Below are 15,366 nucleotides of genomic sequence, written 5' to 3' on the forward strand. Positions count from 1 at the left end.
TATATAAATAAATTAATTTTTTTTTCTTCAAATCTATTCTTACTTTCTAGGATGATAGGTATTTATCACTTGAGAAAGATAAGAATGGTCTATATGTGTATAAATTTCTGTAGTTGTGATACTTTCGTGCCCTAGCATCAGTTGAATAGCTCTTAAGTTTGCCCCATTCTCTAAAAGATGTGTCGCAAAAGAATGCCTAAAAGTATGCGGACTAATCTTTTTTGTGAGTCCTATAGTTGTTGCTGCTTGCCTTATAATAGTAAAAATCATTGCTCGAGTGAGTTGTTTACCTCTTCTGTTAAGGAAAACAATATCCGAGAACTCTTTAATTACTGGAACATTTTTTCTTTGATATAATATGTAATTATTAATTTCTTTCTGTGTATGTTCGCTAATAGGCACCAAACGTTGCTTATTCCCTTTCCCTAATACTCTAATAAATCCCTCTTGAAAGAAAAGATCTGACAGATGTAGATTAATTAATTCCGAAACACGTAATCCACAACCATAAAGAGTTTCTATAATAGCTCTATTACGATGTCCTTCATCTGTAGAAAGATCAATAGACAAAATCAGTTTATCTATTTCTTCCAAAGAAAGAGTATCAGGAAGCTTCATTCCAAATCTCGGAGTATCTATATTTTCCATTGGAAAATCATCTCGATACTTTTCAAGGAGGACAAATTTGAAAAAACTTTTTAAAGAAGATATTAATCGAGATTGTGATCGTGCGTGTAGTCCTTTGGCTTCTTCATAAAGGAACAAACGAAGTGAATCACTAGAAATTGTTGAAGGTGTTTCTTCTATCTGATAAATAGAAATAAATTTGCAAAGCTTCTCTATATCAGACAAATAAGCCTGAATAGAATTATCAGACATTCCTCTTTCTATCCTCAAATAATTCTCAAAATCTTTTAAAAGAGTTTCCCACATATTATCAAGCAAAATTACGAATAAAATACAAAATTACAAAAATAATTACATACTTTAACTCCAAAGATTTTATTTATGAAAAAGATGAACTCAAAAATTTTGAATTCATCTTCTTAATTATTTATTTCAAATAGTAGTCATACATCATCTTTACTCCTTCTTCTAAGGATACCGAGTGCCTCCAACCTAAATTGTGCAGTTTAGATGGGTCTGTGAGCTTTTTCATAGTTCCATCAGGCTTTGTTGTGTCAAACTCTATTTTTCCTTGATAATCAATAGTCTCCTTAATCAGTTCGGATAAGGCTCGGATACTGATATCTACTCCTGTTCCTATATTAATATGTGTATTACGTATCTCTTTATTTTCAGAAGAGAAAGTATCCTTAAAGTTAATACGTTCCATAATAAAAACACAGGCATCAGCCATATCTTCACTCCATAAGAACTCTCTCATTGGATTTCCTGTCCCCCATAGAACAACTTTATTCTCAAAAATACCATATTTAGCAAGCGTTTTTATTATTTCTTCCTTAGGATTATTCCCTGTAATAGAGCTCTCTATTGGACGTTTGTTGATATCCTCCTCTATAACTTTCCAATTACCTTCAAGAAGAGCTTTTGCTAGGTGAATTTTTCTTATCATAGCAGGAAGTACGTGTGATTTCTCTAAATCAAAATTATCATTAGGTCCATAAAGATTGGTTGGCATTACAGATATATAATTAGTTCCATACTGCAGATTGTAGCTTTCGCACATTTTTATTCCAGCTATTTTAGCTATAGCGTAGGGTTCATTAGTATATTCCAAAGGAGCTGTAAGCAAAGAAGATTCTGGCATAGGTTGTGGAGCTTCTTTTGGATAAATACAAGTACTACCTAGGAATAAAAGTTTCTTTACTTCATTTTGATAGGATGCCCTAATAATATTATTCTGAATCATCAGGTTTTCATAGATAAAATCAGCCCGATAAATATTATTAGCCATAATCCCCCCTACTTTAGCTGCTGCAAGGAAGACATATTCAGGTTTTTCTTTCGCAAAAAATGAATTAACAGCATTGGTATCGCACAAATCCAATTCCTTATGAGAGAATCCAATTAGGTTATCATATCCTTTTGCTTTAAGATTTTTCCAAATTGCAGAACCCACCAGACCTCGATGACCTGCTACATAAATTTTTGCATTTTTGTTCATAAAATCTCTATTTTTATGGAAAAATCAATTCAGAATAGAATATTCCAAATTGATTTTTATATTATTCAATAAGAAAGTTAGAAATTAATCATCATCTACTTCTTTAGCTCGTTCTTTTATCACAGACTTATTTCCATTGATATCTACTGTAAATTCTTGTCCATTTTCAATAAGAAGCCCTTGAGTTGTTCCTTTTACGTGAAGTACATCCAAATCAATCACTTGCTTATCCATAAGGTAAGTAACTGATTCGTGTAGTGTATGCCCTATAACAAATTTTTTAGCATCCATATTCTTTGCTATAGAAGCAAACTCTGCTTTATCAATAGTTTCTTTTCCATAACCACGATACCACATAGGACTCTTACCAAACATATAAATAGTTTTTCCTACAGGATCCGCTCCCAATTTAGCTTCTAAATTATTAAAATAGTATCCTCTCGCATATTTATTAATTCCTTCTACCCCCATATTAAGATCACTTACTTCTTTAGATATTCCTGCGTGTACAAAGATGTAATCACCTATCTTTTCCATAATATTCTTAGTTCCTAACCAACGACCAAGTTCTGTATTAGGCTTATAAAAATCATAATATTCCTGATTCATTAGCTTAGCATCTTCCAAATATTTCTTACGAACATAGCGAAAATCATTATTCATATTCATCAGATCGTGATTACCCAATATGAAGTGTACCTTACCTCCTGCTTTCTCGGCTTGTTCCTCTAAAGAATAGATCAACCAAAGAGTTTGATTAACCAATAATCCTCTATCAAAAAAATCTCCTACAGTAACCAAATGCCCTTTACCAAAAGTCCATTTGTAATTCTTATCCATTACCTTATTATTGATAAGAAATTCTTTAAATTGGTGGTAATTTCCTTCTATATCAGAGATTGCAATTAATTTCTCTGGCATCTGATATACAGAAGGTTGATTCTGTAAAAGTTCTTGTATTTTAAATGTAAAAGACTCTTTATCATCTACATAACATTTAATTTTTTTACCAGCAATAGGATTCTTAAAAGTTTCTACTTTAGCAAAAGCCTCATTATTTTTCTCCAGAATTTGCTTTACAGTAGCCTCCTGCTCAGTATAGAAAATGTAAGGACCATCATAACCAGCCTTAGAAGTATCTACTTTTAACCTCTTCTCTGAAAAATGCCCTTTTGTCTGTGCATTTACGAAAAAATTACTACTTAAGGTAGCCAAACCAAAAGTAATAGCATACATAAAATTTAATTTTCTCATAAAATAATAATTTTAATTTTGTGTTTTATTTACTAATATTTTTTCTTGAATTTCATCTGAGTCAATAAGGTCTAGAGTATTCAAATCTGTTTTATAAAAGCTATGTTGTTTGGAGAAAAAGGCATTTATTGTTTTCCCCAATTCTTCTGTAACTTTTTTCCAACGGGCAATAAACCAATCACTGAAAATAGCTTGTTTCTCCCTTCTATATTCTATAAGAATATCTTCTATTTCAGCTTCTTGGAAATCCCTATCATATAAGTCATCTTCTAAAGATTCGTCTTCGATAACAAACTTATTGGAAGGAAAGCGTTTTTCAAATCGTTCAGTGGGAAGATAGAGGAAATCTGAAAGGACTTCTCCTGCCTCTCCTAAGGTCTGAAAAGAAATTACAAAATCTTCTGGGTCATACTCAAATGAAAATGCCAGAATCCTATCTCTATCCTTTTCTTCAAGATAAGATACTCCTATAAATAATTCTCTTAAATCCTTCTCTATCTGAGAAGAATAACTTTCCAAATCACTTATGAAAAGATTTCGCAATTTCTGTACTTGTTGTTCCATAGGCTAAAAAGAACATATCTGAATTATTATTCAAAGTAGTTCATAATAGTAAACCCTCCTTCTTTTAGGTAGGCATCTCGCTTGAAGAGCTTAATATCTGAACGCATCATATCTTCCACTAATCCCTTAAGATCATACTCTGGTTTCCACCCCAATATAGTCTGAGATTTTGTAGGATTTCCTATAAGCAAATCTACTTCTGTAGGACGGAAATATTGAGGATCCACCAATACCACTTCTGAGGATTTTGCTATTTTTTCTTCTATCTTACTCAAGTATTTTTCACCTACTTTTTCAATAAAAATAGTTTTATCAACTTGTATTATATATCCTTTTTCATCAACTCCTTGTCCTTTGAACTCAATAGTAAGTCCTATTTCTTTTGCTGCCAAAATAATAAAATCACGTATAGCAGTAGTAATCCCTGTAGCTATAACATAATCGCTAGGAGCATCTTGCTGAAGAATAAGGTACATAGCCTTGATGTAGTCTTTAGCGTGCCCCCAATCTCGTTGTGAGCTAAGATTTCCCATATAAAATCGTTCCTGCATACCTAAAGCCACACGACTTAATGCACGAGTCACTTTCCTAGTAACAAAAGTTTCTCCTCGAATAGGTGATTCGTGATTAAAGAGAATTCCATTGGATGCGTGCATTTTATAAGCCTCTCGATAATTAACTGTAATCCAATAAGCATAAAGCTTTGCTACAGCATATGGAGAACGAGGATAAAAAGGTGTTTTTTCACTCTGGGGAACCTCTTGTACAAGTCCATACAATTCAGAAGTTGAAGCCTGATAGATACGAGTTTTCTCTATAAGACCTAACAAGCGTACTGCCTCCAATATACGTAGGGTTCCCAATCCGTCTGCATTACCCACATACTCAGGAGTTTGAAAACTTACATGAACGTGGCTCATTGCAGCTAGATTATATATTTCATCAGGTTGAACCTCTTGGATAAGGCGAGTAATATTCATACTATCTGTAAGGTCGCCATAATGCAAAATAAGATTACGATTTTCTAAATGTGGATCTTGATAAAGATGATCAATACGATCTGTATTGAAAAGAGAGGAACGGCGTTTCATTCCATGAACTTCATATCCTTTCTTAAGAAGATATTCAGCCAGGTAGGCACCATCTTGCCCTGTAATTCCTGTGATAAGAGCTCTTTTCATTAATTTCTAATTTGTTTATGCAAAGATACGAATTTTATTTCTATTTTTTGTAAATATATTTTTTCTTTTATTTTTTTGATTCAAAATTTTTTATTTTGTTAAATTAACTGATTGAGAAATATTTATTTATACAAAATATGAAAGAGAAAATCCTATAACAATAACAGCTAATTTCTGATAATTGAACCTATGATTTTCAGATGTTTCAAAAAGAATCACTGAAGAAATATGTAGAAAAATACCTATAACAATAGCACTCATCTGTGTATGATAATGTACTAATTTTGGCATATAATTAGCCAAAAAAGTACCTAAAGGAGTCATTAGTGAAAAAAGAGATAAAAAAATCAATATTTTCTTAACTCCTATCTCAGATTCCAAGAAGAAAATAGTTAATACCATTGCTATAGGTAAATGATGAATAAAAATTCCATATACCATATTACTATGGTTATGCAGAGGAAAACCTTCTAGAATAGAATGAATACTCAGGCTTATAAATAATCCCCAAGGAAACTGCATTTTGAGTTTTTTTGCTGGTGAATGAAAATGTCCGTGCTCAGCTCCGTGTGAGAAAAATTCAAGAATTATTTGCAAAAGAATTCCTATAATAACCCAAAAACCTATCTTTTTTCCAAAAATATGAGTATCAACATCTGACGAAGAAATAGAAATACTTAGTGTTTGATGATTTTCTTCAAAAATAGTATGATATACTTCTGGAATAAGTGTAAAAACAGTCATTCCCATTAAAAAAGCTCCACTAAAAGCCAATAATAGCTTTATTTTATCTTTTTTTATTGGTTTTATCCATAAAACAAATAAAACTCCTATAATAATTGAAAGAAAAGGAAGTAAGTAATTTTTCATCATTCTTATAGCTTAAGAAAGCTCTTTGAGAATGCAAAGATAATTTATTTTTATGAAAGATATAATAAAATTTTATTGTATTAATAATACATTAATTTCTGAACAAATTTAATTATATTTCAAGATTTTTTTGTAAATTTGCTTTTAAGTAAAATAAGATTTTTTCTATTTGAAAATCAAACAAATACAGTTTAAAATATTTTTAAACCATATATAATATAATTACAATGTATAAATTTTTTATTCGTCCATTATTATTTCTTTTTGATCCTGAGAAAGTTCATCATTTTACTTTTCGATGGATTAAATTAATCAATAGAGTCCCTTTTATCTCCTTTTTCCTTAGAAAATATTACACTATTACTGACAAACGATTGGAAAAAGAGGTGTTTGGAATAAAATTCCCGAATCCTGTGGGGTTAGCTGCAGGGTTAGACAAAAATGCTGAGCTCTTTAATGAACTTTCAAATTTGGGCTTTGGCTTTATAGAAATAGGAACTGTTACTCCTAAACCACAACCAGGAAATCCTCCCAAGCGTCTCTTCCGACTTATTGAAGATGAGGCTATTATCAATCGTATGGGTTTTAATAATCAGGGAGTTGAAGCCATTATTAATCGACTTAAGAAAAATAAAAAAGTTATTATTGGAGGAAATATAGGTAAGAATAAATGGACTAATAATGATCAGGCTCATAATGATTACTTATACTGCTTTAATGAGCTTTCTCCTTATGTAGATTATTTTGTAGTAAATGTAAGCTCTCCCAATACTCCTAATCTTCGTTCTTTACAGGAAAAAGAGCCCCTACAGAAATTACTTTCCCTCCTACAAGAAGCTAATAAAAAACTTCCTAATCCTAAACCTATTTTGTTAAAAATAGCTCCCGACCTTTCTGACGAGCAACTATTAGATGTAATAGAAATCATCCAAGAGACTAAAATAGCTGGAGTAATTGCTACCAATACAACCATTAGTAGAGATGGACTCACCAATATTAACAAAAAAGAAACAGGCGGACTAAGTGGAAAACCTTTAACTAAGCGCTCTACTGAAGTTATTCGATTTTTAGCTGAAAAAAGTGGTCACAGCTTCCCTATTATAGGAGTTGGAGGAATACACTCTGCTGAAGATGCCCTAGAAAAAATCCAAGCTGGAGCCTCTCTTGTACAAATTTTTACAGGATTTATCTACGAAGGACCTTCTTTAATCAAGAAAATAAACAAAGAAATTATCAGAAGTATAGAAAATACAAAGAAGTAAAAATTTACGCCATTCTTGAAGAGCTATCTTTTTAGGAATGGCGTAAAATAAAAATATTTGGCATTTTATTAATAATCACCCAGAGTTTCAGGATTCTGTGATAGAGCCTTTTCCAGTTGCTCATCATTAGGAGCCTTTCCGTGCCAAGCGTGAGTACCCATCATAAAATCAACTCCATTTCCCATTTCTGTATGTAGTAGAATACCTATTGGCTTTCCTTTTCCTACATAGGACTTAGCTTGAGTTATTCCTTCTAATATTGAGGCTATATCATTTCCCTTTTCTATATCAATCACTTGCCACCCAAATGATTCAAACTTTGCACGAAGATTACCCAAGGATAACACTTTATCTGTAGGACCATCTATTTGTTTTTGGTTATAGTCGACAGTTGCAATAAGGTTATCTACTCCATTTGCACCTGCATACATAAGAGCTTCCCATATTTGTCCCTCTTGCAATTCTCCATCTCCATGAAGCGTATAGACAAGATGTTTATCTCCATTCATCTTCTTTGCAATAGCTGCTCCTATAGCCACTGAAAGTCCCTGACCAAGAGAACCTGATGCAATACGTATTCCCTCTAAACCTTCGTGAGGAGTAGGATGCCCTTGTAAGCGAGAATTAAGTACACGAAAAGTATTCAATTCGCTAACTGGAAAGAATCCTCTCCTTGCCAAAACACTATAAAATACAGGCGAAATATGCCCATTAGACAGAAAAAATAAATCTTCTTCTTTCCCATCCATTGTGAAAGGCAACTTAATATCCATTACCCTATTATAAAGACAAACCAAGAATTCCGCACATCCTAAGGAACCTCCTGGATGTCCTGAATTTACCTTATGAACCATCCGTAGAATGTCTCTACGTACTTGTGTTGTTAAATCAGTTAATTGTTGAATATCTGACATTATAAATATTTTATTTTAATCAATTCCGTTTCTTAAGTTCAAAATTATTTCCTAGATAGACCTCACGTACCATAGGATCATAAGCCAATTCCTCTGGAAGCCCAGCCTTAAGAATTCCTCCTTCATACATAAGATAAGTACGATCTGTAGCAGGAAGGGTAACCTCTACTCGGTGGTCTGTAATAAGAATTCCTATATTTTTATTTTTTAATTGAAATACAATATTCTGAATATCCTCTACCGCAATAGGATCAACCCCAGCAAAAGGTTCATCTAGCAGAATAAAATCAGGGCTTGTAGCCAGAGCACGAGCTATCTCTGTACGCCTACGTTCTCCCCCTGAAAGAAGATCTCCTCTATTCTTACGGATATGCCCCAGATTGAATTCATCTATAAGAGATTCCATCTTGTATAATTGTTCCTTCTTACTCAGTTTGGTCAGTTGTAATACAGAAAGTATATTATCCTCAATACTCAATTTTCTAAAAACACTTGGCTCTTGAGCTAAATAACCTATTCCATTTTGAGCTCTTTTATACATAGGGAATTTTGTGATTTCCATATTATTCAAATAAATATGTCCATCATTAGGTTTTATAAAACCAACAATCATATAAAAAGATGTCGTTTTTCCTGCCCCATTAGGTCCTAACAAGCCAATAATCTCACCTTGATTTACTTCCAAAGAGATTCCTTTAACTACCTTACGTCCTTTATATATTTTAACAATATTTTCAGCCCTTAATGTTTTCATATTTTTACCTTATGAATAAAAAATTCTCAATCAAAAATTATATCTATAAGGAATTTTATTAAGTTCTTCTTCTAAAAACAGCCAATCAGGTACATTTTTTACTATAGAATACACCATTTTCTCAGTGAGAACCTCTCCTTGATAAAGCTGTAAAATAGTATTAATATCAGCTTGTTCATTAAGGTATTCTGTTTCTTCTCCGAAGAAAATAGAAGCCCAATCTTTATAAAATTCAGGATCTATAGAAAGGTGTTTTAGAGTGGATACTTCATCCTCTATTTCAAACTGTGTAATAAGTTTCCAAGGCTCATTCTCTAACACATAGATAGCAAAAGGAATATCTTGTTCTTGATAATTTTTCTTATAAAAAGCTTGAAATTCTTGAGGTATTCTCTTTTCAAAATTATTACCTGTATTTTGAAAATTTTGGCAAGCACTCGGTAAAATCAAGCAACCTTTCTGTGTAAAATATAAATGAAGAGATGGACCATCCTCTTCCTCAAAGTCAAACCCTATGAATGCCTCGTTTCCTTCATATTCTTCCTCAATAGAAAGCCTATACTTATGATAGGTTTCAAATTCTTGCCCACAAATTATGAGATCTAATACGGCTTGTGCCTTACATATTTTCTTAAGAGTTTGCCAATGAGGTATTTGGCTAAGATCGGGAGTGAAATTCATTTTCTAATTATATCAATTTAATTTAATTCTTGTTTTCTCTGTACATACTTGGCTACAAATATACTTGCCTCATATAACAAAAGGATCGGTATTGAAACAATAACCTGGCTTGCCACATCTGGAGGAGTTATTATTGCTGAGAGAAGCAAAGTTAAAACAATTGCGTGCTTACGGTATTTCCGCATAAAAGAAGGGGTAACTACACCCAGCTTAGCTAAAAAATAGATTACAACAGGAAGCTCAAAAATTAGTCCACAAGAAATCACCGAAGAACGCAACATATCTATGTAAGAAGCTATATCTATTTCATTTTTTATCATTTGTTCTGCTCCTTCAACCACTGAATAAGTAGCAAAAAAATGTATTGATAGAGGCGCTATTATATAATAACCAAAAAGAACTCCTATAAGAAATAACAGAGAAGTAATCCCTATGAATCCACGTGCTAACCTACGTTCATTATCGTAAAGCCCTGGAGCAACAAATTTCCACATTTCATACATCAAATAAGGAAAACCTATCACTACACCCGTCCAAAAAGAAATCCACAAAGTAGCTGAAAATTGCCCTGTCATTGTCCTATTTTGTATTATTAAAGGTAATTTTTCATTACAAAAATCTGTTTCTGTTCCAAAAAATCTACCTACTTTACAAAAGAACTGATATGTAGGAAATTTACCCTCTGTGTGAGGGAGAATAATATATTTGAATATATAGCTTTTGAAAAAAAATGCCAATAAAGAAACTATGGCAACCACAATTATAGATCTTATAATGTGCCATCTTAGTATCTCTAAATGATTTAAAAAGGACATCTCCTGCTGAGGTTGTTGCATCACAAATCTATTTTTTGAGTATCATTAAAGCTAACTTTCTGCTTAATAGTTCCTCGTTCTAACTGAATAATCCCAGGGTTTGAACGAATCATTGTTTTAAGAGTCGTAAGATCTGTTGCGTAGAAGTCAAAATTCAATTCATATTTTTGAATAATTTTTTTACTTTCCTCTACAGATGGAGTAAGTCCTATCACTTTGTAACCTTCTTTAAGAGCCTTATCTGTGAGCTTCTTTATAGGAATGAAACCCTCATTCTTTGCTTTAGAAAGATCATAAGAAATCACCAGTAATAGCTTCGGTTCTTCAAGCATAGCTTGGGTATAATCTGCTCCATCTTTCTCAATTACAAAATCGTGAATAGGAGGCACATATCCTTCTGATATTTTCTGAGGATCTACTGAAATAAAAGTTCCATTATCCACAGTTGGGTAATCTCCTAATGTGGTTATAATTTGTTCTTGACCATTTACTTTAAATTTCCAATGATATTCATACACGGGCTTGGGAGCATCCTTAGGCATCTCCATTGCTTTTTGTATATTTACTCCTATTTTATAAGGACGAAAATCAATAATAGGTAAGTGATTATAGGTATAAAACACTAATATTCCACAACTTATAATTTTAAGTAACACCAAAAAAGTAGAAGTTCTAAAGCTAAATAAAGATTTTATATATTCCCTACCCCACCAAAGAAAAAGAACTAACAAAAGAAGTATCATATCTTTTGTAAAAGATCCCCAAGGAGTGAACTTAAGTGCATCACCAAAGCATCCACAGTCGGTTACTTTATTAAAATAAGCTGTATAGAAAGTAAGAAATCCAAAAAATATAGTAAGTCCCAATAAGGATATCAATGTAAAATCCCTCAAATATCCTAATAATAACATCACTCCTAAGATAAGCTCAAATGTGACTACAAAAACAGCTATAGGATAAGCATATGGAATAAACCATTCTAAATCAAGTACTGTATAATGGAAATATTCTTCTAGCTTAAAAGAAAATCCCATAGGATCTACAAGCTTTACAAATCCACTAATTATAAAAACAATTCCTACTAAAAAACGAATAATTGATACACTAATTTTTTTCATTTTCTTGATCATTTTCTCCTAGAAGAATTAAAGCAAAAACTGCATAATTTATCATATCTTGATAATTTGCCTTTACTCCTTCACTAATAATTGTTTTTCCTTTATTATTTTCTATCTGCTTTATTCTGAGGACTTTCTGAAAAATTAAATCTGTAAGAGAGCTTATTCGCATATTCCGCCACGCTTCTCCATAATCATAATTTTTCTGTTGCATAAGAATCCTAGTCTCTGTTACTTTTTCTTGATATAAAATCATAGCTTCCTCACCATCCATATCAGGTTCATTCACAACAGATTTCTCTAATTGAATTAGAGCTATTATAGAATAATTAATAATCCCTATAAACTCTGTAGTCTCATCGTCCTCAATTTTCCTTACCTGGTTTTCCTGAAGAGTTCGGATACGTTGTACTTTTATAAAAATCTGATCCGTGAGAGATGGCAAGCGTAATGTACGCCAAGCACTCCCATAATCTTTCATCTTTTTATCAAATATAGATTGACAATGTGAAATTACCTCATTATATTGTGATAAGGTTTTATCCATAAATTATCCAGAAAATTTGGTGTAAAGTTCGGCTAAAAATTAATATTACAAAAAAAAATAACAAATATTTAACCGTTTATCCCTTCTGTCATTCTTCTTGAATGAGAGAGCAAATGTATAATTATTTTTTCTATATTCAAAATAAATTTACTATTTTTGCTCTCAAAAAAAATGCAATTATTCTACAACGGCTCACTTACCTCTTCTGATAAATTCACTTTTTTTGAAAAAGAAGAAAGTGTTCATATTCATCGTGTTCTAAGAAAAAAAGCTGGAGATATCATTCATATCACTGATGGAAAAGGGAACTTATATTTAGCAAAAATAGATACTATTAATGATAAAAAATGCAATGTAATTCTACTTTCCTGTGAGCCCTCTTCTATTAGTGATTATCACTTACACTTAGCTATAGCTCCTACCAAGATGAACGAACGTTTTGAATGGTTTTTAGAAAAAGCCACTGAAATAGGTATTCACGAGATAACACCTATTATCTGCGAACATTCTGAGAGGAAAACAATCAAAACTGAACGTTTTGAGAAGATTATAATCTCTGCAATGAAGCAGTCCTTACAATTCCACAAGCCTTTGCTAAATCCTCCCATAGATTTTTCTTCTTGGATTACAACTATAGAATCCGAACAAAAATTCATTGCTCATTGCCAAGAAGGAAATCGTACTCTTTTATTTGATGAGTTATATAAATCACCCAAGAAAAATATAACTATTTTAATTGGTCCCGAAGGAGATTTTTCTAAAATAGAAATCGAAAAATCAATCCAAAAAGGATTCATTCCTGTAAGTTTATCAGCTCATCGGTTACGAACAGAAACCGCAGGCATAGTCGCTTGCAACACTGTAGCAGATATAATGAGTCAAAAAAAATAATTTTTCTTACTTTGTATTCTATTTATTTTCAGTTTTTTATAGATATAGTTTACTTTTTATTATTATTTTTTTATTTTTTTCTTGGTAAACTGATAAAAAAGTTGTAATTTTGAAAAAAATTTAATCACAATAGTATTTCATTTTTATGTTAGAAGACGATACAAACTTGAAGGAAGTTCTTACAAATGAAACTTCTGAGAAAGAGGCTAAAGAAAAAACACCTCTTAACAGTACTTCTCCTGATTTTCTTAATGAAATTCAAAGAGAAAATGCCGAAAATGCTGAAGAGGAAACTCTAAACAAAAAACGTGAGGAAGTTCCTATGATGGATTATGAAAAAATGACTCTTGAGGCTCTTACCAAAGAGCTTAAAAGGCTTATTGAACACGAAAAAATTACTTCTATTAAGTCTCATATAGAAGCTATTAAGAAAGCTTTCGATAATAAATATTCCCAAGAAGAAGATGAAAAAAGGGAACTTTTCCTAGCTGATGAAGACAACGAAGAAAAAGATTTCTATTTTTCTCTTCCCATTCGTGATGAGTTCTACAAAGCTTATAACCATTACAAACAGTTAAAAAATCAATATCAAAAGCAGTTAGAACAAGAATTACAAACCAACTTAAAACGCAAACAAGACATTATCAATGAAATAAAAAACCTTGTTTCTCTTGGTAAAGATGATATTGCTTGGAATACAGATACTCTTTTCCGTAAGTTTCAGGAATTAAAGAAACAATGGTATGAAATAGGAGCTGTTCCAAGAGAATATTATGATGATATTTGGAATAATTTCAATCACCACACTGAAAATTTCTTTGATTATTTGAGCCTCACAAGAGATTTCCAAAAAATTGACTTTAAGCATAATTTAGAAGAGAAAAACAAACTTATTGAGAAAGCAGAAGCTTTACTTAATGAAGCTGATCCACAGAAAGCCTTCCGAGAACTCCAGCTTTTGCACAAAGTATGGAAGGAGGAAACAGGACCTGTAGAAAAAGAATATCGTGAAAAATTATGGGAACAATTCAGCTCTATCACAAAGAAAATTCACGATAGAAGGCAAGCTTTCTTACATCAATTAGAACAAATATTTATTGATAATAAGCACAAAAAGCTAGGTATCATCTCTCAAATAGAGGAAATTACATCTCAAGAGCGGAATTCTCATAGTGATTACCAAAAAGCTATTCAACAGATAAATGAACTTCGAGAAGAATTCAAGAAAATAGGACGGGTTCCTCAGGAAGTTTCTGAGGAAATATGGCAACGATTTGTATTAGCTATTCGAGCTTTTAGCAAGAAAAAGAATCTTTTTTATAAGGAAAATAAGAAAATACATAATGAAAATGTATCAAAAAGAATGGAACTTATAGCCATTGCTAAGGCTAACAAAGATAGCTCAGACTGGGAGGTAACCACACCTCTTATTCAAAAAATTCAAGAAGATTGGAAAAAAATAGGAGCTATTCCTCGTAAGCTATCTAATGAATTATGGGAAGATTTTCGCACAGCTTGTAATCATTATTTTGATAGACTTCATCAAGAACGCAGAAAGCAAAATAAGGACGAAAATTCTAATATCAATAAGAAAAAGGAACTTCTTGACGAACTAAAAGCTTTTCTACTAACTGGAAATCGAGAAGAAGACATCAAAGTACTTGAAAATTTCCAAGAAAAGTGGAATCATCTGGGTAGCCTTCCTGAAAAATTGCGTGTTCTAGAAACTCGTTTCAATAAAATAATGGGAGTTCTATATAAAAAACTAAATTTTGATAAAAAAGAGATAGAACTTATCAAGTATAATAGTAAGTTAGACAGACTTCCTGAAGGAGAAAATGCTCTTCTTCGTGAAGAAATATTTGTCCGTAAAAAAATTGAAGATATCAAGAAAAATATCCTACAATTAGAAAACAACTTGCAATTCTTCACGAATATAGATGAAAAGCATCCTTTAATGAGAGAGGCTCTAAAAAGTATCCAAGAAGAAAAAGATAACTTAGTCATCTGGGAAGAAAAGCTGAAAGAGTTGCATATTCACGAATCCAAAGAATAATATTCTCTAAGTAATTGTGGCAATTAAGTTTTTTAATTAAGATGTCATACTATTTGTAAGAGGCTGTTATACAGCCTCTTTTTCTTAAGATAATATTTTTCTTCAATTTTTGATTAAATAAATAATTTGTTACCACAAACTATTGAATATCAACAATATATAAATTTTATAAAAAAAAGTGACTAAAAAATTTGCAAATACGAAAAAAAGTTGTACCTTTGCAACCGCAATTGTGAATCATTCTTCACTAATGCATAAGTGAATTTATAGTTATGGTTAGGAGAGGTGCCGGAGTGGTAACGGAGCAGATTGCTAATCTGTCGGCGGGTAA

At 31.8% G+C, this 15,366-nt stretch carries 15 protein-coding genes; 3 read left to right on the forward strand and 12 right to left on the reverse strand.

The features are described from left to right. Positions 1–39: 39 nt before the first annotated feature. The 6 genes from xerA to RYK20_RS05935 all read right to left on the reverse strand — a co-directional run bounded on the left by xerA (position 40) and on the right by RYK20_RS05935 (position 5,997). Entirely contained in the window at positions 40–933 is an 894-nt protein-coding gene (gene xerA / locus RYK20_RS05910; protein WP_314894760.1) for a site-specific tyrosine recombinase/integron integrase, read from the reverse strand. Positions 934–1,054: 121 nt separating this feature from the next. Next, on the reverse strand, positions 1,055–2,128 hold the full coding sequence (locus RYK20_RS05915; protein ID WP_314894761.1) for a GDP-L-fucose synthase: 1,074 nt from the start codon (positions 2,126–2,128) through the stop codon (positions 1,055–1,057). Between the two features lie 84 nt (positions 2,129–2,212). Then, entirely contained in the window at positions 2,213–3,364 is a 1,152-nt protein-coding gene (locus RYK20_RS05920; protein ID WP_297977884.1) for a metallophosphoesterase, read from the reverse strand. Positions 3,365–3,394: 30 nt separating this feature from the next. Continuing rightward, complete coding sequence (locus tag RYK20_RS05925) at positions 3,395–3,946, reverse strand: hypothetical protein (RefSeq protein WP_297977882.1); 552 nt, start codon at positions 3,944–3,946, stop codon at positions 3,395–3,397. A 26-nt stretch (positions 3,947–3,972) separates the two neighbouring features. Further along, complete coding sequence (gmd, locus tag RYK20_RS05930; RefSeq protein ID WP_314894762.1) at positions 3,973–5,127, reverse strand: GDP-mannose 4,6-dehydratase; 1,155 nt, start codon at positions 5,125–5,127, stop codon at positions 3,973–3,975. Between the two features lie 126 nt (positions 5,128–5,253). After that, positions 5,254–5,997 (reverse strand): ZIP family metal transporter, encoded by a 744-nt coding sequence (locus RYK20_RS05935; protein WP_314894763.1) that lies wholly within the window; start codon positions 5,995–5,997, stop codon positions 5,254–5,256. Positions 5,998–6,224: 227 nt separating this feature from the next. Here RYK20_RS05935 and RYK20_RS05940 point away from each other — a divergent pair, with 227 nt between their 5' ends. Further along, positions 6,225–7,259 (forward strand): quinone-dependent dihydroorotate dehydrogenase, encoded by a 1,035-nt coding sequence (locus RYK20_RS05940; protein WP_314894764.1) that lies wholly within the window; start codon positions 6,225–6,227, stop codon positions 7,257–7,259. A gap of 68 nt (positions 7,260–7,327) precedes the next feature. On the opposite strand, the gene RYK20_RS05945 is transcribed toward RYK20_RS05940, so the two are convergent. Genes RYK20_RS05945 through RYK20_RS05970 form a run of 6 tightly spaced genes read right to left on the reverse strand, consistent with a single transcriptional unit; the run spans position 7,328 to position 12,088 of the window. After that, a complete protein-coding gene (locus RYK20_RS05945) occupies positions 7,328–8,173 on the reverse strand; it encodes a transketolase (RefSeq protein WP_314603452.1) in 846 nt (281 codons plus the stop codon). 19 nt (positions 8,174–8,192) lie between these two features. Next, positions 8,193–8,927, reverse strand: coding sequence for an LPS export ABC transporter ATP-binding protein (gene lptB, locus RYK20_RS05950; RefSeq protein ID WP_297977842.1), 735 nt, complete (start codon positions 8,925–8,927; stop codon positions 8,193–8,195). 30 nt (positions 8,928–8,957) lie between these two features. After that, entirely contained in the window at positions 8,958–9,608 is a 651-nt protein-coding gene (locus RYK20_RS05955; protein ID WP_314894765.1) for a hypothetical protein, read from the reverse strand. 17 nt (positions 9,609–9,625) lie between these two features. After that, positions 9,626–10,444, reverse strand: a complete 819-nt coding sequence (gene tatC / locus RYK20_RS05960) for a twin-arginine translocase subunit TatC (RefSeq protein ID WP_314894766.1) — start codon at positions 10,442–10,444, stop codon at positions 9,626–9,628. Next, a complete protein-coding gene (locus RYK20_RS05965) occupies positions 10,444–11,541 on the reverse strand; it encodes a BT_3928 family protein (RefSeq protein ID WP_314603455.1) in 1,098 nt (365 codons plus the stop codon). Before RYK20_RS05965 ends, tatC begins: the two co-directional genes overlap by 1 nt. Then, entirely contained in the window at positions 11,528–12,088 is a 561-nt protein-coding gene (locus RYK20_RS05970) for a DUF1599 domain-containing protein (RefSeq protein ID WP_314894767.1), read from the reverse strand. Before RYK20_RS05970 ends, RYK20_RS05965 begins: the two co-directional genes overlap by 14 nt. A 171-nt stretch (positions 12,089–12,259) precedes the next feature. Here RYK20_RS05970 and RYK20_RS05975 point away from each other — a divergent pair, with 171 nt between their 5' ends. Next, positions 12,260–12,979, forward strand: a complete 720-nt coding sequence (locus RYK20_RS05975) for a 16S rRNA (uracil(1498)-N(3))-methyltransferase (RefSeq protein WP_314894768.1) — start codon at positions 12,260–12,262, stop codon at positions 12,977–12,979. A gap of 145 nt (positions 12,980–13,124) precedes the next feature. Further along, positions 13,125–15,035 (forward strand): DUF349 domain-containing protein, encoded by a 1,911-nt coding sequence (locus tag RYK20_RS05980; protein ID WP_314894769.1) that lies wholly within the window; start codon positions 13,125–13,127, stop codon positions 15,033–15,035. The last annotated feature ends 331 nt before the right edge of the window (positions 15,036–15,366 follow it).

It is taken from the genome of uncultured Capnocytophaga sp., assembly GCF_963525585.1.
GTDB lineage: Bacteria > Bacteroidota > Bacteroidia > Flavobacteriales > Flavobacteriaceae > Capnocytophaga.